General features: G+C 62.4%; 26 protein-coding genes. 7 read left to right on the top strand and 19 right to left on the bottom strand.

Features of this window, described 5'->3' with window-relative positions; all coding sequences use genetic code 11:
• Positions 1-89: 89 nt before the first annotated feature.
• The 3 genes from FTO74_RS02670 to FTO74_RS02660 form a co-directional block, all read right to left on the bottom strand.
• A complete protein-coding gene (locus FTO74_RS02670) occupies positions 90-620 on the bottom strand; it encodes a VanZ family protein (RefSeq protein WP_162536758.1) in 531 nt (176 codons plus the stop codon).
• A 29-nt stretch (positions 621-649) separates the two neighbouring features.
• On the bottom strand, positions 650-2,176 hold the full coding sequence (gene guaB / locus FTO74_RS02665) for an IMP dehydrogenase (RefSeq protein WP_162536757.1): 1,527 nt from the start codon (positions 2,174-2,176) through the stop codon (positions 650-652).
• A 213-nt stretch (positions 2,177-2,389) separates the two neighbouring features.
• The gene (locus FTO74_RS02660; protein ID WP_162536756.1) at positions 2,390-3,175 is read right to left on the bottom strand and encodes a hypothetical protein; all 786 of its coding nucleotides are present in this window, start codon (positions 3,173-3,175) and stop codon (positions 2,390-2,392) included.
• A gap of 308 nt (positions 3,176-3,483) precedes the next feature.
• Here FTO74_RS02660 and rimP point away from each other — a divergent pair, with 308 nt between their 5' ends.
• The 7 genes from rimP (at position 3,484) to FTO74_RS02625 (ending at position 12,849) form a co-directional block, all read left to right on the top strand.
• Positions 3,484-4,092: a ribosome maturation factor RimP gene (gene rimP / locus FTO74_RS02655; protein WP_162536755.1), complete on the top strand. Its 609-nt coding sequence runs from the start codon at positions 3,484-3,486 to the stop codon at positions 4,090-4,092.
• 102 nt (positions 4,093-4,194) lie between these two features.
• On the top strand, positions 4,195-5,820 hold the full coding sequence (gene nusA / locus FTO74_RS02650) for a transcription termination factor NusA (RefSeq protein WP_162536754.1): 1,626 nt from the start codon (positions 4,195-4,197) through the stop codon (positions 5,818-5,820).
• 140 nt (positions 5,821-5,960) lie between these two features.
• Complete coding sequence (gene infB / locus FTO74_RS02645) at positions 5,961-9,272, top strand: translation initiation factor IF-2 (protein WP_162536753.1); 3,312 nt, start codon at positions 5,961-5,963, stop codon at positions 9,270-9,272.
• Positions 9,273-9,556: 284 nt separating this feature from the next.
• Positions 9,557-10,891 (top strand): ectonucleotide pyrophosphatase/phosphodiesterase, encoded by a 1,335-nt coding sequence (locus tag FTO74_RS02640; protein WP_255462460.1) that lies wholly within the window; start codon positions 9,557-9,559, stop codon positions 10,889-10,891.
• 180 nt (positions 10,892-11,071) lie between these two features.
• Positions 11,072-12,241, top strand: a complete 1,170-nt coding sequence (locus FTO74_RS02635) for a Xaa-Pro peptidase family protein (RefSeq protein WP_162536751.1) — start codon at positions 11,072-11,074, stop codon at positions 12,239-12,241.
• A 21-nt stretch (positions 12,242-12,262) separates the two neighbouring features.
• Positions 12,263-12,676, top strand: a complete 414-nt coding sequence (locus FTO74_RS02630) for a DUF6677 family protein (protein WP_162536750.1) — start codon at positions 12,263-12,265, stop codon at positions 12,674-12,676.
• Positions 12,673-12,849 carry a hypothetical protein gene (locus tag FTO74_RS02625; RefSeq protein ID WP_162536749.1) on the top strand — a complete coding sequence of 59 codons (177 nt, stop codon included), beginning with the start codon at positions 12,673-12,675 and terminating at the stop codon, positions 12,847-12,849. The genes FTO74_RS02630 and FTO74_RS02625 overlap by 4 nt, the downstream gene beginning before the upstream one ends.
• Positions 12,850-12,976: 127 nt before the next feature.
• Here FTO74_RS02625 and rplQ read toward each other — a convergent pair whose 3' ends face one another.
• From rplQ to rplF, 16 genes are all read right to left on the bottom strand, one after another.
• Positions 12,977-13,444, bottom strand: coding sequence for a 50S ribosomal protein L17 (rplQ, locus tag FTO74_RS02620; RefSeq protein ID WP_162536748.1), 468 nt, complete (start codon positions 13,442-13,444; stop codon positions 12,977-12,979).
• A gap of 111 nt (positions 13,445-13,555) precedes the next feature.
• Complete coding sequence (locus tag FTO74_RS02615) at positions 13,556-14,653, bottom strand: DNA-directed RNA polymerase subunit alpha (protein WP_162536747.1); 1,098 nt, start codon at positions 14,651-14,653, stop codon at positions 13,556-13,558.
• 170 nt (positions 14,654-14,823) lie between these two features.
• Positions 14,824-15,456, bottom strand: coding sequence for a 30S ribosomal protein S4 (gene rpsD / locus FTO74_RS02610; RefSeq protein WP_162536746.1), 633 nt, complete (start codon positions 15,454-15,456; stop codon positions 14,824-14,826).
• Positions 15,457-15,601: 145 nt separating this feature from the next.
• Positions 15,602-16,030: a 30S ribosomal protein S11 gene (rpsK, locus tag FTO74_RS02605; RefSeq protein ID WP_162536745.1), complete on the bottom strand. Its 429-nt coding sequence runs from the start codon at positions 16,028-16,030 to the stop codon at positions 15,602-15,604.
• Entirely contained in the window at positions 16,031-16,411 is a 381-nt protein-coding gene (rpsM, locus tag FTO74_RS02600; protein WP_162536744.1) for a 30S ribosomal protein S13, read from the bottom strand.
• Positions 16,412-16,554: 143 nt separating this feature from the next.
• Complete coding sequence (rpmJ, locus tag FTO74_RS02595; RefSeq protein ID WP_013581269.1) at positions 16,555-16,668, bottom strand: 50S ribosomal protein L36; 114 nt, start codon at positions 16,666-16,668, stop codon at positions 16,555-16,557.
• Between the two features lie 158 nt (positions 16,669-16,826).
• Positions 16,827-17,045: a translation initiation factor IF-1 gene (infA, locus tag FTO74_RS02590; protein ID WP_013581270.1), complete on the bottom strand. Its 219-nt coding sequence runs from the start codon at positions 17,043-17,045 to the stop codon at positions 16,827-16,829.
• 150 nt (positions 17,046-17,195) lie between these two features.
• Positions 17,196-18,251 carry an alpha/beta hydrolase gene (locus FTO74_RS02585; protein ID WP_162536743.1) on the bottom strand — a complete coding sequence of 352 codons (1,056 nt, stop codon included), beginning with the start codon at positions 18,249-18,251 and terminating at the stop codon, positions 17,196-17,198.
• Between the two features lie 49 nt (positions 18,252-18,300).
• Positions 18,301-19,050, bottom strand: a complete 750-nt coding sequence (map, locus tag FTO74_RS02580) for a type I methionyl aminopeptidase (protein WP_162536742.1) — start codon at positions 19,048-19,050, stop codon at positions 18,301-18,303.
• A gap of 1 nt (position 19,051) precedes the next feature.
• Complete coding sequence (locus FTO74_RS02575; RefSeq protein WP_255462459.1) at positions 19,052-19,735, bottom strand: adenylate kinase; 684 nt, start codon at positions 19,733-19,735, stop codon at positions 19,052-19,054.
• A 177-nt stretch (positions 19,736-19,912) separates the two neighbouring features.
• Positions 19,913-21,325 carry a preprotein translocase subunit SecY gene (secY, locus tag FTO74_RS02570; RefSeq protein ID WP_162536740.1) on the bottom strand — a complete coding sequence of 471 codons (1,413 nt, stop codon included), beginning with the start codon at positions 21,323-21,325 and terminating at the stop codon, positions 19,913-19,915.
• 154 nt (positions 21,326-21,479) lie between these two features.
• Positions 21,480-21,962: a 50S ribosomal protein L15 gene (gene rplO, locus FTO74_RS02565; RefSeq protein ID WP_162536739.1), complete on the bottom strand. Its 483-nt coding sequence runs from the start codon at positions 21,960-21,962 to the stop codon at positions 21,480-21,482.
• Between the two features lie 78 nt (positions 21,963-22,040).
• The gene (gene rpmD / locus FTO74_RS02560) at positions 22,041-22,226 is read right to left on the bottom strand and encodes a 50S ribosomal protein L30 (RefSeq protein ID WP_162536738.1); all 186 of its coding nucleotides are present in this window, start codon (positions 22,224-22,226) and stop codon (positions 22,041-22,043) included.
• A 24-nt stretch (positions 22,227-22,250) separates the two neighbouring features.
• Complete coding sequence (gene rpsE / locus FTO74_RS02555; protein WP_162536737.1) at positions 22,251-22,757, bottom strand: 30S ribosomal protein S5; 507 nt, start codon at positions 22,755-22,757, stop codon at positions 22,251-22,253.
• 48 nt (positions 22,758-22,805) lie between these two features.
• Entirely contained in the window at positions 22,806-23,171 is a 366-nt protein-coding gene (gene rplR / locus FTO74_RS02550) for a 50S ribosomal protein L18 (RefSeq protein WP_162536736.1), read from the bottom strand.
• A gap of 102 nt (positions 23,172-23,273) precedes the next feature.
• Entirely contained in the window at positions 23,274-23,813 is a 540-nt protein-coding gene (gene rplF / locus FTO74_RS02545) for a 50S ribosomal protein L6 (protein WP_162536735.1), read from the bottom strand.
• Between the last annotated feature and the right edge of the window lie 45 nt (positions 23,814-23,858).

Genomic DNA, 23,858 nt, shown 5'->3' with positions numbered 1-23,858 from the left:
TGACAACCAAGAAAACAGGCAACCGCAACGACGCCCTTGCGCCGGGCGGGCGGCACTTCGTGCGGTTTTGGACGCTTCGCGTGAAAGGCTTAATTTAACTGCTCGGCAGGACTCTTCAACCATAGAAAAAGCCAGACCAGCAGGAGCATACAAAGCCCACCACAGCTATCGAGCAGCACATCCCACGGCGTGCCCGTGCGGTTCGGCAGCATCGTCTGATGAAACTCATCGAGGCTGGCAATGCAGGCCGTCGAGAACAGAGCCGCAGCACTCGCACGCACCCGCCAGCCGCGCAGGCTGACATCCACCTGCCCCGCCAGCGTAATCAGCCACGAGCGCAGGAACGCCAGGCAGACCAGCCCGTATCCCGTAAAGTGGCCGGTCTTGCGCAGGTGATGATGCATCTCCTCCCAGCGGCTCTCGGACATCGCCCCCATAAACCGCTCGAAGATCGGACGCAGCCAGCCGCTCGTCTGCTGCGCCCCAAAGGTGGGCGTCGACTCTATCGCGATGACGCCCATCGCCAGGAGCGTCGGCAGCCATACGCCGACTTGTCCCAGGCCAGAGGTGCGCAGCCGGATCGCCAGAGGATCCGGCCTGTAACGGAAGATGTTGGGCATGAACCTTAACGGTAACAGCAGCAGAGGGCCTACTCGGCGTGATAGTTCGGAGCCTCGCGGGTAATCACCACATCGTGCACGTGGCTCTCGCGCAGTCCGGCGTTCGAGATGCGGATGAAGCGTGCGTTCTGCTGCAGCTCCGGGATGCTTCCGCAGCCCAGGTAGCCCATGCCCGAGCGCAGTCCGCCGACGAGCTGGTAGACCATCGCCTCGAGCGGCCCACGATGAGGCACGCGGCCCTCGATGCCCTCGGGAACGTACTTGGCCAGCCGGTTCTGCGAGGCTCCCTCGCGCGCCGTCAGCGAAGGCCGGTCGCCCGCCGTGAACTCGTTCATGTCTTCCTTGCCCTGGAAGTAACGCTCGCCCGAACCCTGCGCCATCGCGGACAGAGAACCCATGCCGCGATACGCCTTGAACGAGCGGCCCTGGTAGAGGATCGTCTCGCCGGGGCTCTCGTCCACACCGGCGAAGAGCGAACCCATCATGACCACGCTGGCTCCCGCCGCGATGGCCTTGGTGATATCGCCCGAGTACTTGATGCCGCCGTCGGCGATGATGGGGATACCGCGCTCCTGCGAGGCCCGGAAGGCCTCGGAGATGGCGGTGATCTGCGGCATACCCGCGCCCGTGACCATGCGCGTGGTGCAGATAGAGCCTGGTCCGATGCCGACCTTCACGGCGTCCGCGCCCGCGTCCATCAGGGCCAGCGCGCCGTCGTAGGTGGCTACGTTTCCGGCCAGCAGGTCGATGTGCGGGAAGGCCGCCTTGCACTCGCGAACGGCCTCGAGCACACGCGAGGAGTGGCCGTGCGCGGAGTCGATAGCGAGAGCGTCCACGCGGTACTTAATCAACTCGGCGGCGCGCTCGAGGAAGTCTCCCGTCGCGCCGATGGCCGCGGCCACGCGCAGACGGCCCTGCGAATCCTTGGCGGCGTTCGGGTACTTCAGCTTCTTCTGGATGTCCTTAACGGTGATGAGGCCCTTCAACTCGTACTCGTCGTTGACGACGAGGAGCTTCTCGACGCGGTGCTGGTGCAGGATCTGTTCGGCCTGTTCGAGGGTTGTCCCAACAGGGACCGTGATGAGGTTGGTCTTGGTCATCACCGAATCGACCGTGAGGTCGGTGCGCGAGACGAAGCGCAGGTCGCGGTTGGTCAGGATGCCGACCAGTTTGCGGTTCTTGGTGACCGGCACGCCGGAGATCTTGTACTGCCGCATCACGTCGAGGGCGTCGGAGACGCGCTGCTCGGGCGAGATCGTCACCGGATCGACGATCATGCCGCTCTCAGAACGCTTCACCTTGTCGATCTCCATCGCCTGCTGCTCGATCGAGAGGTTGCGGTGCACGACGCCCATGCCGCCCTGCTGCGCCATCGCAATGGCGAGGCGCGACTCGGTGACGGTGTCCATGGCGGCCGACATCAGCGGCGTGTTCAGGGTGATGTTGCGGGTGAGCTGGACCTGGGTGCTGACCTGGGTCGGAACGACTTCGCTATAGGCAGGGACGAGGAGGACGTCGTCAAAGGTAAGTGCTTCGGGAATCGGTGCGATGATCATGGTTACTCGATTTTCTAGGCCGGGCGACTGTTGGCCGGGCTCGTCTGGGGCTCATTGGCCGGTTCGGATTTGCTCGATTGTAGAGAGGTCCCGGGCTGAGAGCAAATAAACTTATCGAGATTTGATGTGTTCTGTGCCGTTTCGACGCACCAATACGGCCAAAACCATATTGGAATCAGCGGTTCTGGTAATCGGGAGACTACTCTCAGCTCGTCAAGGCTTCGAGACAGTCCGGTTAATCCAGAGAATGTTGTCCCAGCTCAAGACCTTTACCGTGCTGTCGAGCAGCTTGTCGTAGCTGCCGCCGGATGCCTTGAGCGTGAACTCCTTGACCCGGTCCGGCGGATTCGTCGTGGTGTTGCGCAGGATATCGAGCACCTGTTCCTGATGAGAGATCTGGTAAAGCGCAGGGGATTTGGCCGAGTAGAACTTCGCGTCAGACGCGGCTCCACGATTCCCCACGCCGCGCTCGTACTTGATGTGCAGCTCCAGATGCTCTCCGGAGCTGGCCGCGAAGACCCAGTCCTGCGTCTCCAAAATGGGGCCGGAGGCTCCAGCAGTGGTGGTCTTGTGCATCTCGTGTGTCGTTGCGGGCAGATAGTTGCCAAAGGGGCCGGGCGCGTCGTTCGGGTCTTCGGTGATGCCGCCGATGACCACCTGGACGCTGGCTCCGGCGGCGTCTTTGGCGGGTGCAACCAGGTAGGCCAGCCGGTTCGACCCCTTGCCGAGGGGCTTGCCCTCGGGGGCGTTTACGGTAATGCGGTCGATAAAGACGAGGCGCAGGTTGCAATCCTTCGCCGGGCCCTGCGCGGCGACGCTCGAGGTAAATCCCCCTGGCAGCATGGCCTTAAGCGCGGCATCCGGAACCTTCAGGTCGAGCTGGAACCGCGTCTCCGAGCTGCTCTCGACGGGCGTCTGGGCAGAGAGGGCACGCGTAGCGATGAAAAGAAGACCTACATGACAGACAATGATTCCAAGGCGTCTTTCAACTCCACGCATATTCTCTTTCTCTCCCGTCCCTTGTTTTACTGGATGTCGATTCGGACGAAATCTTACAGGAAAAGCAATTTGCCGGAGAGTCGATCCCAGACTTCTCGTTTCTGCTGGCCCGACGTGTCCTCCTGAGTTCCCTTTTCCTCTACCCGATTGAAATCGGCCCGAAATTCGGATATCATCAAGATTGCGACGAATTTGTTCCGTCAGATAGACCCGCGTGAACACACCGGGGGAGGGCGGAAGGGAGGAGTGGGCTGACGCCCACTTTTTCTTTGCTCCAAAGGTTTTAGAGAGCGAAAGATTTCAAGGCTATGGCAATTCAGTTGGATGAAATTCGGGCAGTAGCGCAGCGGGTCGCCGGGTCGCACCATCTGGAAGTGGTCGACGTGGAGTTCTCGGGCGGAGCCAAGTTCCGCACGCTGCGCATCTATATCGAGAAGGACGCCGAGGGACGCGCCAAACTGGCCGAGCTGGCCAAGGCCGCGGAGGCGGGCGAGGGCGACGAAGAGGCCCCGCAGCTCCCCAAGGGCGTTCCCGTCGAGATGCTCTCGGGCGTGACGCATGAGGACTGCGAACAGTTTGCCCGCGACTTTGGGACGCTGCTCGACGTCGAAGACATTATCCCCGGCGCGGAGTACACTCTCGAGGTCTCCTCTCCGGGCATCGAGCGCAAGCTGACCAAACCCGCAGATTACACGCGGTTTCAGGGCAGCCTGGTCAAGCTCCAGACGTTTACGCCGGTGAACCAGAGCCGGCAGTTTCAAGGCCGTCTCACCCGGTTCGAGGGCAATAACCTGACCCTCGACCTGGCGGCGGTGAAGCAGAAGGGCAAGGCGCGTAAGTCCGCAGCAGCCCAGGACCAGACGGTCGAGATTGCCCTTTCGAACGTGGAAAAGGCCAGCCTGATCGCAGAGATATAGCCCCCTTTTTCTCCAGGGCGAACCGGCACGGCGGACGATCGCCGCAGCCTCGCAGGAAAGCATCCGAACAGATGCAATGTGCAAAGTAAGGACGAGTGAGCAATGGCAAGTGTTCTGTACCAGACTATCGAGACGTTGAGCCGGGACAAGGGTATCGAAGCGGATGTCGTCATCGGCGCCGTAGAAGACGCGATCGCGCTCGCGACCCGCAAGTTCTACAAGACGCAGGAAAACATGCGCGGCGAGATGGATCGCGAGACCGGTGAGATTCGCGCCTACGTCTACAAGACCGTCGTCGAGTCGACCGAGCAGGTCGACGACGAGGTCAACCAGATGACGCTCGAGCAGGCGCGCGAGCTGGCCCCCGAGGTCGAAGTCGGCGGTGAGCTGCGCTTCTACAAGGACACCACTCCGCTGGGCCGCATCGCCGCCCAGATGGCCAAGCAGGTCATCTTCCAGAAGGTGCGCGAAGCCGAGCGCGACACCGTCTATAACGAGTACAACCACCGCGCCGGTGAGGTTCTGAACGCCACCGTCAAGCGGCTGGAGCCGATGGACGTGATCTTCGATCTGGGCAAAGCCGAGGCCCGCATGCCCAAGCGCGAGCAGTCGCGGCTGGAGCAGTTCGCCATCGGCGAGCGCGTGCGCGTGGTGCTGCTGCGCGTGGACCGCGCCGCCAAAGGTCCGCAGGTGATCGTGAGCCGCGCGGCTCCGGCGCTGGTGCAGAACCTCTTCCAGAGCGAGGTTCCCGAGATTTACGACGGGACTGTTTCGATCCGCGCGATTGCGCGTGAAGCGGGTGAGCGCACCAAGATCGCCGTGATGAGCCGCGACAAGGACGTCGATCCGGTGGGCGCGTGCGTGGGCATGAAGGGTATGCGCGTGCAGTCGATCATTCGCGAGTTGCGCGGCGAGAAGATCGACATTATCGAGTACTCGGACGAGATCACGACCTTCGCCGAGAAGGCGCTGCAACCCGCGAAGGTCAGCCGCGTCTCCATCACCGACCTGGCCGACAAGCAGATCGAGGTCATCGTCGATGACACGCAGCTCTCGCTGGCCATCGGCAAGAAGGGCCAGAATGTGCGGCTCGCAGCCAAGCTCTTGCAGTGGAAGATCGACATCAAGAGCGAAGAGGAGAAGCGCCAGGAGGTCGAGCAGCAGATGCAAGCGATGTCGGGCGGACCGACCACGCCCATCGAGCAGGTGACCGAGCTGGGCGAGCAGATCCTCGAGAAGCTGATTACGGCGGGCATCACCACGGTCGAAGAGCTGGCCGATATGACCGCCGAGGAGCTGCAGCAGGTTCCGGGCATCGGCGAGAAGACCGTCGAGAAGATCTCGGTCGCGGTGCGCCACTACTTCGGCCAGTACGAAGAGGGCGAGGAGCGTCCTGTTGTTGCCGCAACCGCCGAAGCCGCCGCGCAGACGGAGACCACGGACCCGGCTTCGACCAACGAGCACAACGAGGTGAGTTCCATGTCCAAGACTCCCGAAGAGATTCTCTCCGAGCAGGCCGGTCACGGTGATCTCGAAGAGGTAAGCGGCGTTTCGAGCGAAGATATCGCCGAAGAAGAGGACCGCGAATCGACGAGCGACAGCTTCAGCGAAGCCGATCGCCGCGAAGAGCGGATCGAGCTGGACAACGACAGTGTGGATGAGCTGGTGAACGAGGCGCAAGAGGTCTCGGACGAGGGCATCGATATGGACGGAAACGACCGTGGCTAGCTTCTCCAGCCACGCAAGCAAACATACTTTGAATCGCGATTGCCGCGATTTCAGTGATAATAGAGACGAATCGCAATTTGCTCCGAACGAGGCTGATATGAACAGCTAGCGCCGCGGGTGGAGTAAATGAAAAGGGACGGATGAGTAAAGTTCGCATTAACGATCTGGCACGGGAACTGGAAGTAAAAAGCAGGCCGATTCTTGACGCGCTCGAAGCGCTCGGGGTGACGGGCAAGACCCACTCGAGTTCGATCGAAGAGGATCAGGCCGAGCGGGTCCGTGGATACTTCAACGGCGGCAACCGTGGCAGCAGCGCCAACCGTCCCGCAGAGCCAGCGCGCCGGTTCAACCTCTCGAACGTATCGAAGCCAGGTGATGCCATGCGGGCAATCCTCGAGCGCAAGCAGGCTGAGAACGCAGCCAAGAACGCCCCGCCGCAACGGCCCGCTGTCGTAGCGGCCCCGGTAGCGGCTGCTCCGGCAGTTTCGGTAGCCCGGCCTGCGGTCGCTGCCCCCGTTGCGGGTGCACCCGCAACTTCGGTGGTTGCGGCTCCGGCACCAACTGCCGTTCCCGTGGCCCCGGCAGCTCCCGCCGCCGCAACTCCGGTTGCGACTGCTCCGGTTGCCCCTCGGGTTCAGCCGCCGGTTGCCGCCGCTCCCGCACCTAACACTCCTCCGGCTCCCCGGCGCATCGTGCCGCTGCCGAACCAGGGCGCTCGCATCGTCGCTCCCCCGCCCGCTGCTGGCGGACCGGCGATCGCCAGCCGTCCCCCGGCCCAGACCGTCGTCGTTCGGCCTCCGGTCGCCGGAGCAACTCCAGCTAACTCGCCGCTCTCGCGCCCTGCCGGGACTGCCCCGGTCGTCGTCGCGGCTCCGGCCCCCAGGCCCGCCGTGGCCGCTCCTGTAGCTGCCGCCTCTCCGACTCCAGCCGCGACTCCTGTGGCCGCAGCTCCGGCTGCTCCCGCAGCAGCCCAGCCCGCCGCACCGGCTCCCGCAACACCCGTAGCCGAGCCGGTAGCAGCAGCCACTGCTCCAGCCGCCGAAGCCCCTGCGGCTCCGGCACCACCCGCCACTCCGGCCGCTCCGGCGCGCCGCATCATCATGCCGCAGACCGGCCCGCGCCCCATCTACACCGCGCCCGCGCCGGTTCCCGGAGCACCTCCGCGCGGCCGTCCCATCTTCGAGCGTCCCCGACCCGGCTCCATGGGCGGACCCGGCGCTCCCGGCTCACGCCCCGGCATGGGTGGCCCCATGGCCCCCGGCGCACGCCGCCCCATGCACCCCACCCGCAGCTATCCCGGCGGGCCTTCGGGTCCTGGAGGTCCGGGTGGACCGCCGCGCCCCGGCTTTGCCCCCGGCTCCCGTCCCGGCTTCCCGCCGCGTCCGGGCTTCGGTGGACCGCGTCCCGGCGGAGCGCCCGGCGCTCCCGGAGCCATGCCCGGACCGGGTGAGACTCCCGGCGGACAGCGCCCGGCACGTCCCGGCCAGCGCCGCGGCGGACAGCGTTACGAGAAGGTGAAGGAAGGCCCGATGAAGGGCTTCCAGCCGCCACCGCGTTACGGCGGCATCCAGATGTCGCGCGAGCCCCTGCCGATCACCAAGACCATCACGGTGACCGAAGGCATCAGCGTGAAGGATCTGGCCGAGAAGCTCGACGTGCGCGGCAAGGATCTCATCGCGATCCTGCTGATGAAGGGTGTATTCGTCACGGTCAACCAGTCGCTCGACGGCGAGCTGGTGAAGGATGTCGCGCGCCAGTTCGGAGCCGACGCCCAGGTCATCTCGGTCGAAGAGCAGCTCGAGAACGAGGCCATCGAGGGCTTCCTCGAAGACACGACCGGCATGGTCGAGATCGTCCGCGCCCCGGTGGTCACCATCATGGGTCACGTCGACCACGGTAAGACCTCGCTGCTCGACGCGATCCGCTCGACCGACGTTGCAGGCGGCGAAGCGGGCGGCATCACGCAGCATATCGGAGCCTACAAGGTCCATGTGACGAAGCCGGATTCCCCGGCCTTCGGACGCGAGATCGTCTTCCTCGATACCCCTGGTCACGAGGCCTTCACCCGTATGCGTGCTCGCGGAGCCAAGGTGACCGACATCGTCGTCATCGTGGTCGCGGCCGACGACGGTGTGATGCCCCAGACGCTTGAGGCCATCGACCACGCACGCGCGGCCAAGGTGCCGATCATCGTCGCGGTCAACAAGATCGACAAGCCCGACGCCAACCCGGCCAAGATCATCCAGCAGCTCGCCGCACGCGGCCTGCAGCCTTCGAATCAGGGCGGCGACACCGAGTTCGTCGAAGTCTCGGCCAAGAAGCACCTGAACCTCGACAAGCTTGAGGAGATGATCTGCCTGGTCGCCGACGTGAACGAGCAGAAGGCGCAGCCGGATCGTCCGGCCGTCGGTACGGTCATCGAAGCCAAGCTCGACCGTGGCCGCGGTGCGGTCGCCTCGATCCTGGTGCAGAACGGAACCCTGAAGCTGGGCGACAGCTACATCGTCGGCAACACCTTCGGTAAGATCCGCGCCATGTTCGACGACCGTGGACGTCCCATCGAAACCGCAGGCCCCTCGACCCCGGTCGAGATCCTTGGACTCGAAGGGATGCCGGACGCAGGCGATACCTTCATCGTGATGGCGGACCGCGACAAGGCCAAGGGCATTGCGCAGTACCGCAAGATGAAGGAGCGCGAGGCGCAGTTGGCCAAGAGCGCGCGTGTCTCGCTCGAGGGCCTGGCGGAGCAGATCAAGCAGGCCGGAACGAAGGACCTGAACCTGATCGTCAAGGGCGACGTGCAGGGTTCGGTGGAGGTCATCGCCGAGGATCTGCAGCACATGTCGACCGAGAAGATCCGGGTGCGCGTACTGCACTCCGGCGTCGGCGCGATCACCGAGTCGGACGTACTGCTTGCCTCCGCTTCGAACGCCGTCATCATCGGCTTCAACGTGCGGCCCGACCGCAACTCTGCCGAGGTTGCCGCTCGCGAGAACGTCGAGATTCGTCTGCACTCGATCATCTACGAGCTGCGCGACGAGATCGAAAAGGCCATGTACGGTCTGCTCGATCCGGTCTTCAAGGAGAACTACTCCGGACGGGCCGAGGTGCTCAACGTCTTCAAGATCACCAAGGTCGGTCAGATTGCGGGTTGCCGCGTGACCGACGGCCTCATCAAGCGCAGTTCGCAGGCTCGCCTGCTGCGCGATGGTGTGGAGGTCTGGAAGGGCAAGATCAGCTCGCTCAAGCGCTTCAAGGACGACGTCTCCGAGGTTCGCGATGGCGTCGAGTGCGGTATCGATCTGGCCGGCCACAAGGATATCCGCGTGGGCGACATCATCGAGACCTACACGACCGAGAAGCTGGAGGCCGAGCTGGGGCAGAACACCCTGGCAGCCAAGAAGGCGGAAAAGGCCGAGAAGGAACGCGAGGCGCTCGCCACCAACGCGTAAGTTGGTATTGGAAAGACGAAGGGCCGGGATCACTCCCGGCCCTTCGTCTTTTTAAAGCAAAAGCGCCCTAACGCCGGGCGGGCGGCACTTCGTGCGGTTCTCGGGGCAGCATGGGCAAGTTATCTGCTGAGGGCCTCCCGTTGGTCGGCAGCGAGCAATATTCGTTTCCGACCAGCGGGAGGACCACGCGAAGCAGTAAAAAGGCGTGCAAACGCCCGCCCTCCGCGCAAGAGGCCCGTCCGGCAGGACACGTTTTGTTCATCTAAATGCGGTATCTTGCAGAGATGCTGAACAAGTCCCTGCTCATCGCTGCCGTGGCGCTGTTCCCGGCCCTGTCCGCCTTTGCCCAGAAGCCCGCGCCGCTGGTCATCATCTCGCTCGACGGCATGAGGCCTGATTACGTTACCCACGCCGATGAGCACGGCCTCAAGGTGCCCACTCTCCGCACCTTCCTCACCCAGGGCACCTGGGCCGAGGGTGTCGAAGGCGTCATCCCCACCGTCACCTACCCCAGCCACACCACCATCGTCACTGGCGTCTGGCCGGTCGAGCACGGCATCTATAGCAACGTGCGCTTCGACCCGCTCGGCGAGCACCCCGGCGTCTGGTACTGGGAGTTCAGCGCCATCGAGGTCGAGACGCTCTATCAGGCTGCCAGCAAGGCCGGGCTTCGAACCGGTGCCGTGAGCTGGCCGGTGACGGTCGGCGCGCCCATCGACTACAACATCGCCGAGCATGCGCAGTCCGAGGAGACGGCCACGCCCGCCATCTCGCCCTACAACCCGCCGGACATCCTTGAGCGGCTGCACATCCACCCCGCCAAAGACGCCGATACAGACGAGACCAAAACCGCCGAGGCAGTCGCGATTCTGCGGCAGGACAAGCCCGACCTGATGCTGGTCCATCTGGCCAACCTCGACCATCAGGAGCACCAGCACAGCCCCTTCAGCCCCGAGGCCAACGCCGCGCTCGAGAAGCTCGACGTGCAGGTCCACCAGATCGAGCAGGCCGCGCTGGCGGTCGATCCCGCGACCCGGATCGCCATTGTCTCCGACCACGGCTTCTACCGCATCGATCACATCATCCACCTCAACGCGCTCTTCACCAAGGCTGGGCTGATTACGCTGGGGCACAGGAAAGCCGGAGAGGATGACGCCCCTGTACTCTCCTGGAAGGCCGAGGCATGGACAGCGGGCGGAAGCTGCGCCATCCTGCTCCACGACACCGACGACGCCGCCACCCTGGCCAAAGTAAAGGCCGTACTGGACAAGGCGAAGGCCAACCCGAAGCTCGGCATCGCGCAGATCCTTTCGCACGACGAGATCGCGGCCCGCGGAGGCTTCCCCAATGCGGCGTTTCTGGTCGAGTTCAAGGAGGGCTTCGGCTCCGGCGGCAACACCAGCGGAGCCGTCGTCGAGGACTCGCCCCACACCGGCACGCACGGCTATCTGCCTTCGACCCCGGCGATGCGCTCGGCGTTCATGCTCAAGGGCCGGGGCATTGCCGCTGGCCGCGACCTGAAGGTGATCGACATGCGCCAGATCGCGCCAAGCTTCGCCGAGATGCTCGGCGTTACGCTTCCCGCAGCCAAACAACCGCCCGTGCATTACCAGCCATAAAGGCTTGTCCTACCGGACAGGCCCGCTACGCGCGGGGCGGGCGTTCACACGCCTTTTTACGGCTTCGCGTAGTCCTCCCGTTGGTCGGGAAGAAAAGATACTCGCTGCCTACCAGCGGGAGGCTCTCAGAAGCTAACTTCCCCATACACACCCAAGAACGGTACGAAGTACTATCGACCTATGAACATCGACAAGATTCAGTCGGCGCTGCGGCAACAGAACCTCGATGGCTGGCTCTTCTACGACCACCATCACCGCGACCCGCTGGCCTACCGGATCCTCGGCCTGGACGCGAACGCGCACGTCACCCGGCGCTGGTTCTACCTCATCCCCGCCACGGGCGAGCCGCGCAAACTGGTCCACCGGATCGAGTCGGGCCGTCTCGATTCCCTGCCCGGCACGCTCGCCGCTTACTCTTCGTGGCAAGAACTGGAGTCCGAGCTGAACACCCTGCTCTCAGGTACTACCAAGCTCGCCATGCAGTACTCCCCGCGCAACGCCATCATGTACGTCTCGATGGTGGACGCGGGCACCGTCGAGCTGCTGCGCGAGATGGGCAAGCAGATCGTCAGCTCCGCCGACCTGGTCAGCGAGTTCGAGGCCGTCCTGACCGACGAGCAGCTCGAGACCCACTACGCCGCACAGAAGCTGGTCGATGAGATCCTCGCCGAAGCATGGCTCGAGATGGGCCGTCGCGTCCGCAGCACGGGCACCAACGAATACGAGATGGTCGAGTACCTGCGCCAGCAGATGCAGGCCGTCGGCCTCGTCTGGGAGCACGGCCCCAACGTGAGCTGCGGCCCCAACAGCGCGGACTCGCACTACGACCCTACGCCCGAAAGCTCGCGGCCCATCCGTCGCGGCGACTTCGTCCTCATCGACCTCTGGGCAAAACTCGACCGCCCCGACTCCATCTTCTACGACATCACCTGGACCGGCGTCGTCGACCGCGAGCCGACCGAGCGCGACCAGCTCATCTTCACCACCGTCCGCGACGCCCGGGACGCGGCGATCTTGACGGTCGAAGCCGCCTTCCGCGAAGGCCGCCCCATCGCCGGTTGGGAGGCGGATGACGCCGCCCGCGCCGTCATCCGTGAAGCCGGATTCGGCGAGTGGTTCACCCACCGGACTGGTCATAATATCGCCGCCGAGCTGCACGGCAGCGGCGCCCACCTCGACAACCTCGAGACCCACGACGAGCGCCTGATCCTGCCCAACACCTGCTTCTCGGTCGAGCCGGGCATCTACTTCCCCGGAGAGTTCGGCGTGCGCAGCGAGGTCAACATGATCGCCCGCCGCACCTCCGCCAGCGTCACCGGCCGTATCCAGCGAGAGCTGGTAAGAATCTGAAACTGCTATCATTGAGGACGAATGACAACCAACGTCAAAACCCCGGCCAGAGCCGCCGGTAACGCCTCCGCACTGGCAACCATCGTCCTCATCGCGGGCTGGCTCATCCCCGGAGCGGGCCACCTGATCCTGAAGAAGTGGGTCCGGGCGCTGCTGCTGTTCGTCTCGGTCGTCTGCATGTTCTCGATCGGCATTGCGCTCCAGGGCAAGATCTACTCGCCCAACACGGGCGAGCTGCTGGACATGCTGGGCTTCGCCGGTGACCTCGGCTCCGGCCTGCTCTATGTGCTGGCGCGGCTCTTCGACTGGGGCATCACCCCGCCGCAGATCGCAATGGCCGACTACGGGACCAAGTTCATCGTGGTCGCGGGGCTATTGAACATCGTCTCCGCTGTCGATGCGCACTCGCTGGCCAACGGAAGGAAGGCATCGTGATCCTCTCTCACTTCAGCGCGCTGCTGCTCTTCTCGCTCTTCACGTCGATCGTATTCGGCATCACCCAGCGTTCGCAGCCCAGGCGGATGATCCAGTTCGGCGCACTCTGCTTTGCTCTGTTCGTCGGCTGCACCATCGCCGCCAGCTGGATCATGTGGCTCATCCGGCATTAGCACTTTGCTGCCGAACGAAGTGCCGCCCGCCCGGCGTGAGGGCGCTTTTCATCTTTTGTCTTCACCAAGAAAAACCGGCAAGCCATCACTGGCTCGCCGGTTTCTTTGTTCCTGTTGAAGCCTGAAACTACTCGGTCGGCTCGGCAGGCGGATTCTGCTCTTCCATCTGCTTTTGCAGCTCCTCGCGCTTCTTCTCGCGAGCCTCTGCGCGCTTCTGTGCCTTCTCGTTCAGCTCCTGCTCGGCTCCGAGCAGCTCGACCACAGCCAGCTCGGCTGCGTCGCCCTTGCGGGTGCTGGTGCGGACGATGCGCAGGTAGCCACCCGGCCGGGTCGCGTAGCGCGGCGAGACGACGCTGAAGAGACGCGTAACGGCCTCGTCGGTCATCAGGTAAGCCAGCGCCTGGCGACGCGAGTGAACGTCACCCTTCTTGCCGAGCGTAATCATCTTCTCGACGATAGGACGGCTGGCCTTGCACTTGGTGATGGTGGTCTCGACACGGTCGTGCAGGATGATCGAGGTAACGAGGTTGCGCAGCATGGCGCGACGGTGTGAGGTGTTGCGGCCAAGCTTAAAGCCGCCGTTGCGGTGACGCATGGTGGAATCTCCTTCGACTTGACCTTCTGGCCTGAGTCGGTTTGCTTCAGTGTTGCGGGTGAAAAGGTGGAGGAAGCAGCTCAGAGCTACCCCCTCCGCCTAAAGTAAAAGTTAGAAGCTCTCAGGCTCGATGGGGAGGTCGAGATCGTCGTCCTCATCATCGTCCTCGTCGTCATCATCGTAGTTGCCGAAGCTGGCGGCGAGCGTAGCAGCAGGCAGGACCGAGGTCGGACCGGGCTGCGGGTTGCCGTTCTCGTCGATCTTCATGCCGAGCGACAGACCCATCTGCGCGAGGATCTCCTTGATCTCGTTCAGCGACTTGCGGCCGAAGTTCTTGGTCTTCAGCATCTCGGCTTCGGTCTTCTGGATCAGCTCGCCGATGGTGGCGATGTTCGCATTCTTCAGGCAGTTGTAGCTGCGCACCGAAAGCTCGAGCTCCTCAACCGAACGGTTCAGGTTCTCGTTGCGGATCGCGGGACCATCGTGCAGGCCATCGTGACCGGCCTCCATCTCCTCCTCGAAGTTGATGAAGATGGTCATGTGGTCCTTCAGCAGCTTGGCCGAGAGGCCGAGAGCATCGGCGGGAAGCACCGTGCCGTTCGTCCAGATCTCGATCGAGAGCTTGTCGTAGTCGGTGATCTGACCGAGACGAGCCGCCTCGACGACGTAGTTGACCTTACGAACAGGCGAGTGAACCGAATCCACGGGAATGAAGCCCAGGCCCAGGTCGGCGTCGAAGTTCTTGTCCGCCGAGATGTAGCCGCGACCGCGCTTCAGCCGCATCTCCATGTCGATCTTGCCGCCCTCGGAGATGGTGCAGATGTACACGTTCTTGTCGAGGATCTCGACATCGCCATCAGCCTCGATCAGGCCCGAGGTGACCACGCCAGCCGCATCCGAACGCAGATAGAGCGCCTTGGGGCCATCGCCCGCGAGCTTGAACGGAATCTGCTTCAGGTTCAGGATGATGTCGGTCGCGTCTTCAACCACGCCGGTGATCGACTGGAACTCGTGCAGCACGCCTTCGATGCGGACGGCCGTAACCGCCGCGCCCTCGATGGACGAGAGCAGCGTGCGCCGCAGCGCGTTGCCGATGGTCGTACCGAAGCCGCGCTCAAAGGGCTGAGCGCTGAACTTGCCGTACTTATCGGTGAGAGTCTCGGTCTCGACGGCGAGACGCTTGGGCTTTTGGAAACCTCTCCAGAGCATAGGTAATTCTCCTTTTCCGTCACGCACCGCGATGCATTTTGCGATGGGCGGATACTGCGGTTGCCTGCTGAATTGTTAGTAAAGCCGGATACAACGATTGACTGGTAAAACAACTTTGCAGCCGTCAGCCCTTGGCTTGCGCCAGAGGCTAACGGCTGCCTTACAAAAAACTACTTGCTGTACAGTTCGACGATCAGCTGCTCGTTGACCGGGAGCTGAACATCCTCGCGCTTCGGCAGGGCAATGACCTTGCCGGAGAGGTTGTCGCGGTTGATATCCAGCCAGGTGACGGACTGGAGACCACCTGCGAACTCCTTCGCGGTCTCGAGGATTCCGAGAGCCTTCGAGCCCTCGCGAATCGCGATCTCATCGCCGACCTTGCACTGGAAGCTCGGGATGTTCACCTTGCGGCCGTTGACCTGGATGTGTCCGTGACGGACGACCTGGCGGGCCTGACGGCGGCTGGTGGCAAGACCGAGGCGGTAGCAGACGTTGTCGAGGCGGGTCTCGAGCTGCTGCAACAGCAGTTCGCCGGTGACGCCGGTGCGGTTCGACGCCTTCTCGTAGTAGGCGCGGAACTGGGTCTCGAGCGTGAAGTAGATGCGCTTGGCCTTCTGCTTCTCGCGCAGTTGCAGACCGTAGCCCACAACCTTCTTTACCTTGCGCGACTGGCCGTGCTGGCCGGGAGGAAAGTTACGCTTCTCCACGGGGCACTTCTCGGTAAAGCACTTGGGTCCTTTGAGAAAGAGCTTGACGCCGTCGCGGCGGCAGAGCCGGCAGACGGGTCCGGTATAACGTGCCATTGTGAAATCTCCTGAATTCGGGTGTCGATCGTTTTACGCGCTGGCTGCGCTTCGTCACGATCCAGTTGAGTTGTAAGTTCTGAGCTGCCTGTCGTGTGTCTTTACTCCAGAACACACGACAGACAACCCGAAAAGAAAAGAAAGATCAGACGCGGCGGCGCTTCGGCGGACGGCAGCCGTTGTGCGGCATCGGCGTAACGTCGCGGATGCTGCGCACATCGATACCGGCGGTCGCGAGCGCGCGGATCGCGGACTCACGGCCCGAGCCGGGGCCCGAGACGCGCACATCGACCGAACGGAGACCGTGGTCGCGGGCCGCATTGGCAGCGCCCACAGCGGCCTGCTGCGCGGCAAACGGGGTTCCCTTGCGGGAGCCGCGGAAGCCGAGCGAGCCCGAGCTCTTCCAGCTCAGCGTGTTGCCGGTCTGGTCGGTGATGGTGACGATGGTGTTGTTGAACGAAGCCTGAATGAAGACCAGGCCGTACGGAACATTTTTCCGCTCGCGCTTCTTGAACTTCTTGCCCTTGCCAGCGGCAGCCTTGCCGCTCTTCTGCTGATTCTGTGTCTTCGCCATTTACTTGGTCGCTTTCTTCTTGCCGGCAACCGTGCCCTTGCGGGGGCCCTTGCGCGTGCGAGCGTTGGTGTGGGTGCGCTGGCCGCGGACAGGGAGCGAGCGGCGATGGCGGAGGCCACGGTAGGACTGGATCTCGATCAGACGCTTGATGTTCAGCGAGATCTCCTTGCGGAGGTCGCCTTCGATCTGGCCGCCCTTCTCGATGATCTGACGGATGACGTTGAGCTGATCTTCATCGAGCGTGCCGACCTTGGCGATCGGATCGATGTTGGCCTCGGCCAGGATCTTCGCTGCGCGCGAGTCCCCGATACCAAAGATATAGGTGAGGCCGATGCGTACCTGCTTGTTGTTCGGTACGTCGACTCCGGCAATACGTGCCATGAGAGTTCCTTTTCGGTTGCGGCTCTCGGGTCTGGCCCGAGGAGCGGGGTGATTGGTTTACGGTGCTTCCACCAGGTTCAACGCAAGCCTTGACTTCGGCTAACTAGCCCGGCGGGGCCGTTTCAAAAGATGACCAGCCCAGATTAGCCCTGGCGCTGCTTGTGCTTGGCGTTCTCGCAGATGACGCGAACCACGCCACGGCGATGGATCACCTTGCACTTGTCACAGATCTTCTTTACTGACGCACGGACCTTCATTGTGGTTCCCTTCTGGTTGGTGAGCAACGGCCTCACACTTTTTGCACACGGCTTCCACACCCGAAGGTGGAAAAACCACGCTTACAAAACTCTTAGAGCCAACTCGCAACGGCTTGGATTGGCCGGGATGCTGACGTCCATCGCGATAGTTACGCTGACTACTTATAGCGGTAGACGATGCGCCCGCGGTTGAGATCGTAGGGGCTGAGCTCGATCGCGACCCGATCGCCGGGGAGGATGCGGATGAAGTTCTTGCGCATACGTCCAGAGACGTGGGCGAGAGCCTGGTGCTTATTCTCAAGCTCCACCTTGAACATCGCATTGGGCAGCGTCTCGACGACTACCGCCATAACCTCAATTGCATCTTCCTTCGACAAACGAATCTCCTTTGGAAAGGGTGCGCCTTTGGGGATTGCTCTCTGCCTGCGGCAGATTTACCCTTCAAAGACCCACGGTTCCGCACCGCGCTTCGCTGCGCAGCACTTCTCATGATAACCCAGAATCGATCCCGGCGCGAACCAATGTTATTAATGACCGAGATGCTTGTCGAAGAAGGCCGTGATCTCTCCAAAGGCCTCCTTCGTCTCCGGCACTCGATCATTCGAGCCGTACTGGGCATGTGACTGCCCCTCAAAGACCTCCAGCTCCGCCTCCACTCCAGCCTGGCGCAGCTTGCGGTGGACCCGGACGGTGTTGCTGAGTAGCAGGTCACGGGTGCCGGTAGTCAGAATCGCTGGAGGGAAACCATGCATATCGCCGTAGACGGGCGAGAGCAGCGGGTCCCTGAGGTCGTGCCCATGGGCGTAGATCTTGACCGCCGCATCGCAGAATCCATCCCGCGAGACCAGCACGTTGTCGACCTTCTCATTGGTATAGAACGAATCGCCCACCTTCGTCACGTCGGACATCGGCGTTCCGGAGGAGATCGCACCCGGCATCGGCAGCCCCATCGCCTTCGCCTCGAGCATCATCTCGAGCGTCAGAGCGCCGCCGGCCGAGGTGCCGAAGACTCCGACATTCTTCGGCGCAGTCATCTTGAGCGCGGCCTGATAGACCTTCATCGCATCGTCCAGCGCACCGGGAAAGTACGCCTCGGGCGGCATGCGGTAGTCGACCGAGATCACCTTGAAGTGCCCCAGACCCGCCATGATGATCGCCTCCGACGTTGCCGCCTCGCCGGGCGAGAGCACATAACAGCCGCCATGGACGTGAACCAGCAGCTTGTCGCGATGTTCGGGGGCAATGGTATCGGGCGTCACGACAAAGACCCGTACGCCGTCGATCACCTGCGGCTTGACCGTGACGTGCAGGCGTTCGCGCATTGCGGCAAGGTTCGGAATAGCCTTAGCGGCGGCGGCATCGGCTGCCTTGCGCGCCTCTTCACCGGTCTTCCACTGCGCGTCCCAGTCCGTGCGGAGCGGTGCGGCGATCAGCCTCTGCATCTCAGGGCTGACGTCTGTAGGTACAGGCAGGCTCTTCGCTGGAGCATCGCGCGGAGTCAGCGGAACATCGGAACTCTGCGCGTATCCCGTGCCGCAGGCGAAGGCACACGAGGCGGCAATAACAAGTCGTAGAAATACCATTAGAAGGAGTCCTCTCGAACCGGACTATTATTCCAGAAGACGTGTTCTTCTAGCGCGTGAGAACGTACGGGCCGTCTTTGGTGATCGCCACCGTGTGCTCAAAGTGCGCGCTGTACCCACCGTCGATCGTCACCGCTGTCCAGCCATCCTTCAGCACCTTCACCTCAGGCCCACCGGCATTAATCATCGGCTCAATCGCCAACACCATGCCCGCCTTCAGGCGCGGCCCCTTGCCCTTGGCACCGTAGTTCGGCACCTGCGGGTCCTCGTGCATCGCCTTACCGATCCCATGCCCCACAAACTCCCGCACCACGCCAAACCCCGCAGCCTCGCAGTGCTCCTGCACCGCCGCCGAGATATCCCCCAGCCGACCACCGACCACCGCCTGCTTGATCGCCAGTTCCAGCGACTGCTTCGTCACCTCAAGCAACTTCGTCGTCTGCTCCGAGACCTTACCCACCGGGTAAGTAACCGCCGCGTCGGAGTAATAGCCATCCAGAATCACGCCGCAGTCGATCGAAACGATATCCCCATCCTTCAGGACGGTCTTCGCATTGGGAATCCCATGCACCACCTGGTTGTTCACCGAGGTGCACAGCGCCGCGGGAAACCCGTGGTATCCCTTGAACGCCGGAATCGCTCCCAGCTCCTCGATCTTGCGGCACGCAGCCTCTTCGAGATCCATTGTGGTCGCGCCTGGGACCACCAGCGGCGCAATTGCGTCATGCACCTGGCGCAGCAGGATGCCGGACCGCCGCATCTTCTCAATCTCCGCCGTCGTTTTAATCATGATCGCCATGCTACCGATTCCCTGCCGTCTCTATAGATTCACTCGCCTGCGCCCGCAGCCGCTCCAGCTCCGTGCGGATCGCCTCGGTCACCTCGTCTACCGACCTAAGCCCATCCACCTCGGCAAACCGGCCCTGGCCCTGGTAGTGCGGCACCACCGGGGCGGTCAGTTCGTGGAACTCCTTCATCCGCTGCTCGAACGCGGCCTCGGTATCGTCGTTCCGCTGCGTCAGCGCCTTGCCATCCACATCGCAGATCCCCTCAACCCGGGGCGGCTGCGTGTAAATGTTGTAAATATGCCCATCAGGACAGATGCGCCGCCCGGTGATTCGTTGCAGAAGGTCGTCATACGGCACCCTTATGCTGATGACCACCACGGGCCACGCCGACTCCGTCCGCTCCAGGTAATCGTCCAGCCACGCCGCCTGCGCCAGCGTCCGGGGAAAGCCGTCGAGAATATACCCACGGTCGCAATCCGCTTGCGCCAGCCGCTCGGCCACCATCTGGTTCACCAAGTCGTCCGGAACCAGCTTGCCCTGCTGCATCAGCTCATCGGCCATCATGCCGAGCGGCGTATGCTCGCGCCGATGCTGGCGCAACAGGTCGCCGGTCGAGATCTGCGGAATCGCAAACTCGGCCATCAGGACCTTGGCCTGCGTTCCCTTGCCGACACCCGGAGCCCCCAGCAGCAGCACTGGACCAGGATGAAAACTCTTACTTGACGCTAGCGAATTAGGTTCCGTACTCAAAATAGGCAGTCCCGAAGTAAGGAAGCCTCCTCAATCCGAAAGCTTCCCTGCGAAGTTCAAGCGGCACGGCATAGGCCGCACCGCTTGGTTGAAACAGTAGAACGTGAAACTAAGCGTACCAACTTACCAGCTACGCCGTCCCTTGATGCGACCCGACTTGGGGCTGAAGCCGTCGTAGTGCCGCATAATCAACTGCGATTCGATCTGCTGCACCGTATCCATCGCTACACCGACGACGATCAGGAGCGAGGTACCGCCGAAGTAGAAGTTGACTCCCAGACCGTTCGTAACCCAGGTTGGGAAGTGGTCGAAGACGCCGCCGATCAGGGGCAGGTGGTTGAAGTGAATACCGCTGATGAGGAACGTCGGCACCAGCGAGATGATGATGAGGTAGATCGCCCCGACCAGCGTGATGCGCGTCAGAACATCGTTGATGAAGTCCGAGGTGCGCTTGCCCGGCCGGATGCCCGGGATGAAGCCACCGTACTTCCGCATGTTGTCCGCGATGTCGTCCGGACGGAAGACGATCGAGATGTAGAAGTAGGCAAAGAAGATGATCGCCGCCATGTAGGCCAGCTCGTAGAGCGGCTCACCCGGCGCAATCGAGCGCAGGATGGGACCGAAGAACTTCGTGTCCGAGAGCTTCTCGGAGCCGAAGAAGCTCATGCCCGAGAAGAGCAGCGGAGCCGAGAGGATCGAGCTGGCGAAGATGACCGGCATCACGCCGCCCGAGTTCACCTTCAGCGGCAGATGCGTCGACTGCCCGCCCATCATCTTGCGGCCGACGATGCGCTTGGCATACTGCACCGGAATCCGGCGCTCCGAGCGCTCGACGAAGATGATGAAGGCCACAACAGCAATCATCATCGCAATCAGGATCACGATGGCGATAGGGGTAAACGCGCCCCAGGCGTTGGTGCTTGCCTTCTGGTAAAGCTCGTCGATGCCCTTGGGCAGACCGACCACGATACCCGTAAAGATCAGCAGCGACATACCGTTGCCGATACCGCGCTCGGTGATCTGCTCGCCCAGCCACATGATGAACGCCGTGCCGGTCGTCAGGGTCAGCACGCACATCGGGATGAAGGCAAACTTCGAGATCGTCACCATCGGCGCGCCGGTCGAGGTGCTGGTCAGGGTCAGAGCAATCGCGAACGACTGCACAATGGCCAACAGCACTGTGACGTAGCGGGTCCACTGGGTGATCTTGCGGCGGCCCAGTTCGCCTTCCTTCTGGAGCTTCGCCAACGGCTCATAGATGACCGTGAGCAACTGGAAGATGATCGACGCCGTGATATACGGCATGATGCCCAGCGCGAAGATCGTCAGCTTGCGCAGGTTTCCGCCTGAGAACAGGTCGACCAGGCCCAGTGCCGAGCCGGAGTTCGCATTGAAGAACTGTGCCAGCATCTCCGCGTTGATACCGGGGGTCGGGATGTGCGCACCCAAACGGTAGACGGCCAGCAGGCCCAGCGTAAAGAAGACGCGCTTGCGGAGATCGGGAATCCGAAAGATGTTTAGGATTTTCTCGAACATCGGAGTCTTGGGGTCCTTAGTCGTTCGTGCTGCAAAGAACTTGAAATACCAGGGTGGAAGCCCTGAGCCTAAACTCTCAGGCATCTCCCATGCTAACTGAAACAGAGCACCAACAGAAATGGAGCGCCGACAAGCGGCGCCCCGTCTCAGAGAACTAAGCGGCTGCTTCCGTCTCGCCACCGATCAGGACGGCCTTACCACCGGCCTTCTCGATCGCGGCCTTGGCAGCGGCCGAAAACTTGTGCGCATGAACCGTGATCGCGGCGGTGATCTCGCCGTTGTTCAGCACCTTGACCAGCGAGCTCTTGCGGCGGCGCAGGCCCAGCTCGACGATCTTGTCGAGCGTGAACTCGCTCTCACTGGTAGCTGCGTTGATCTCAGCCAGACGGTCGAGGCCAACCACGGTGTACTCCACGCGGAAGATGTTGGTGAAGCCGCGCTTGGGCAGACGGCGGTGCAGCGGCATCTGGCCGCCTTCAAAACCGCGCATCAGGGACGAACCCGAACGCGAACCCTGGCCCTTATGGCCGCGGGTCGAGGTCTTACCCATGCCCGAACCCATACCGCGGCCGACACGCTTCTTGTTCTCATTCGCCTTTTTGGGGGCGCGCAGATTGGAGAGATTACGAATTGCCATTGTGTTTCCTCGCTCAACGCCGGCGTTATCGGCCGACTCGCATATGGTTAATACATCTGATAACGACTAACGAATTGCTTAGTCTACGATCCGTACGAGGTGAGGAACCTTCTTCACCATGCCGTGGATGGAGGGCGTATCCTCGCGCTCGACGATCTGGTTCAACCGCGTGAAGCCCAGACCCTTGATGGTCAGCTTCTGCTTGGTTGGCGCGCAGATCATGGAGCGGAAGTACTGGAGCTTGATCTTCGGGGTCTCTGCCATGATAGTTCTCCGTTTACCTGAAACTTACAGCTCGTCTACCGACTTGCCGCGCAGCGCAGCAACCTCGGCGCGGTCGCGGAGCTGAGCGAGCGCATCGAAGGTAGCCTTGATGACGTTGTGCGGGTTGGCGGTTCCGAGCGACTTGGTGAGGACGTTCTGGATGCCAGCCGAGGTCATGACGGCGCGAACCGTCTTACCGGCGATGACTCCGGTCCCTTCGGGAGCCGGCTTCAACATCACCTCGCCGGCGCCGAAGTGGCCCAGCACCTGGTGAGGAATCGTGGTCTCGGTCAGGTTGACCTTCAGCAGGTTCTTCTTCGCCGACTCGATACCCTTGCGGATCGCCTGCGGAACCTCCTTGGCCTTGCCCGAACCGTAGCCGACAACGCCCTCGGCCGGGTCGCCGACGACGACCAAGGCCGCGAACGACATGTTCTTACCGCCCTTGACGACCTTCGTGACGCGATTGATGGAGACAACCTCATCCTTCAGGTTGAGGCGGTTGGCGTCGAGTTTCTTGCGGATTGCCATAGTGTTTATCCTGTCTAATCTCTTGAAAGCTGGAAGATGGAGAGCCGTTTAGAAGTCGAGGCCGGCTTCGCGAGCTGCGTCGGCCAGAGCCTTGATGCGGCCGTGATACAGGTAGCCGCCACGATCGAAGACCACCTTCTTGATGCCCTTCTCGAGGCCGCGCTCGGCGATCAGCTTGCCCACTTCCTTGGCCGCGGCGATGTTTCCGCCGGAGACCTTCTCCTCACCCTTCTTCGCCATCGACGAAGCCGAGGCGATGGTCACGCCGTTCAGATCGTCAATGAGCTGGGTGTAGATTTGGTTGAGCGAGCGGTAGACGTTGAGGCGCGGACGCTCCGGGGTGCCGGACATCTTCTCGCGGATACGGGTGTGAACGCGCTGGCGAATGACATTGCGTTGACGTGGTGTAATCATGGCTCTCTTCCTTCCTAGTAGCGTACCCAGAGTGCTGAGTACGTTCGGTGACTGATGCAGCCGCTAACCGCCAGCATCCCGCTGACAGCTAGCGGCTAAAAATTACTTAGCGCCGGTCTTTCCGACCTTCTTCTTCAGCTTCTCGCCGGTGTAGCGAACGCCCTTGTTCTTGTACGGATCGGGCTTACGCAGCGAGCGCATATCGGCGGCCACCTGGCCAACCTTCTGCCGGTCGATGCCGGAGACGGTCAGGTGCGTCTGCTTCGGGTCGATCGTGACCTCGATGCCGGTGGGCAGCGGGAACTCGATCGGGTGCGAGTAGCCGAGCGTGAACACGACCATGTCCTTGCCCTTCATCTCGGCGCGGTATCCGATACCGACGATGTCGAGATCCTTGGTCCAGCCCGTCGTCACACCGGTGATGGCGTTGTAGACCAGGGCGCGGGTCAGGCCGTGAAAACCGGCCAGCGAGTCGTTCTGCCGCTCCACCACGATCTGACCGTTGTTCTCGACCAGGGTGATGCCGGTTGCGATCAGCGCCGTTACCTTACCCTTGGGGCCTTCGACCATCAGGGTGTTGCCCTGCTGCGTGTACTTCACGCCTGCGGGAATTGCGATCGGCTTCTTTCCAATACGTGACATGCTTGAGATCCTTATGTGGCTTGCGAGTCCTGCGGGTTCAGCCCA

Origin of the sequence: Granulicella sp. WH15, assembly GCF_009914315.1 — a bacterium.
Taxonomy (GTDB): Bacteria; Acidobacteriota; Terriglobia; order Terriglobales; family Acidobacteriaceae; genus Edaphobacter.
This window is presented reverse-complemented; position numbering and strand designations above follow the sequence as displayed.

What these genes read in the sequence shown, in the direction of transcription:
- FTO74_RS02635 (WP_162536751.1), top strand. Translation starts at nt 11,072, where the DNA reads ATGAACATCGACAAGATTCAGTCGGCGCTGCGGCAACAGAACCTCGAT.
- secY (WP_162536740.1), bottom strand. Translation starts at nt 21,325, where the DNA reads ATGTTCGAGAAAATCCTAAACATCTTTCGGATTCCCGATCTCCGCAAG.
- FTO74_RS02615 (WP_162536747.1), bottom strand. Translation starts at nt 14,653, where the DNA reads ATGCTCTGGAGAGGTTTCCAAAAGCCCAAGCGTCTCGCCGTCGAGACC.
- FTO74_RS02585 (WP_162536743.1), bottom strand. Translation starts at nt 18,251, where the DNA reads ATGGTATTTCTACGACTTGTTATTGCCGCCTCGTGTGCCTTCGCCTGC.
- rpsD (WP_162536746.1), bottom strand. Translation starts at nt 15,456, where the DNA reads ATGGCACGTTATACCGGACCCGTCTGCCGGCTCTGCCGCCGCGACGGC.
- rpsE (WP_162536737.1), bottom strand. Translation starts at nt 22,757, where the DNA reads ATGGCAATCCGCAAGAAACTCGACGCCAACCGCCTCAACCTGAAGGAT.
- FTO74_RS02630 (WP_162536750.1), top strand. Translation starts at nt 12,263, where the DNA reads ATGACAACCAACGTCAAAACCCCGGCCAGAGCCGCCGGTAACGCCTCC.
- rplQ (WP_162536748.1), bottom strand. Translation starts at nt 13,444, where the DNA reads ATGCGTCACCGCAACGGCGGCTTTAAGCTTGGCCGCAACACCTCACAC.
- infB (WP_162536753.1), top strand. Translation starts at nt 5,961, where the DNA reads ATGAGTAAAGTTCGCATTAACGATCTGGCACGGGAACTGGAAGTAAAA.
- rpsK (WP_162536745.1), bottom strand. Translation starts at nt 16,030, where the DNA reads ATGGCGAAGACACAGAATCAGCAGAAGAGCGGCAAGGCTGCCGCTGGC.
- rpmD (WP_162536738.1), bottom strand. Translation starts at nt 22,226, where the DNA reads ATGGCAGAGACCCCGAAGATCAAGCTCCAGTACTTCCGCTCCATGATC.
- rimP (WP_162536755.1), top strand. Translation starts at nt 3,484, where the DNA reads ATGGCAATTCAGTTGGATGAAATTCGGGCAGTAGCGCAGCGGGTCGCC.
- FTO74_RS02640 (WP_255462460.1), top strand. Translation starts at nt 9,557, where the DNA reads ATGCTGAACAAGTCCCTGCTCATCGCTGCCGTGGCGCTGTTCCCGGCC.
- rplO (WP_162536739.1), bottom strand. Translation starts at nt 21,962, where the DNA reads ATGGCAATTCGTAATCTCTCCAATCTGCGCGCCCCCAAAAAGGCGAAT.
- FTO74_RS02670 (WP_162536758.1), bottom strand. Translation starts at nt 620, where the DNA reads ATGCCCAACATCTTCCGTTACAGGCCGGATCCTCTGGCGATCCGGCTG.
- nusA (WP_162536754.1), top strand. Translation starts at nt 4,195, where the DNA reads ATGGCAAGTGTTCTGTACCAGACTATCGAGACGTTGAGCCGGGACAAG.
- rplF (WP_162536735.1), bottom strand. Translation starts at nt 23,813, where the DNA reads ATGTCACGTATTGGAAAGAAGCCGATCGCAATTCCCGCAGGCGTGAAG.
- guaB (WP_162536757.1), bottom strand. Translation starts at nt 2,176, where the DNA reads ATGATCATCGCACCGATTCCCGAAGCACTTACCTTTGACGACGTCCTC.
- map (WP_162536742.1), bottom strand. Translation starts at nt 19,050, where the DNA reads ATGGCGATCATGATTAAAACGACGGCGGAGATTGAGAAGATGCGGCGG.
- rpmJ (WP_013581269.1), bottom strand. Translation starts at nt 16,668, where the DNA reads ATGAAGGTCCGTGCGTCAGTAAAGAAGATCTGTGACAAGTGCAAGGTG.
- rplR (WP_162536736.1), bottom strand. Translation starts at nt 23,171, where the DNA reads ATGATTACACCACGTCAACGCAATGTCATTCGCCAGCGCGTTCACACC.
- rpsM (WP_162536744.1), bottom strand. Translation starts at nt 16,411, where the DNA reads ATGGCACGTATTGCCGGAGTCGACGTACCGAACAACAAGCAGGTACGC.
- FTO74_RS02660 (WP_162536756.1), bottom strand. Translation starts at nt 3,175, where the DNA reads ATGCGTGGAGTTGAAAGACGCCTTGGAATCATTGTCTGTCATGTAGGT.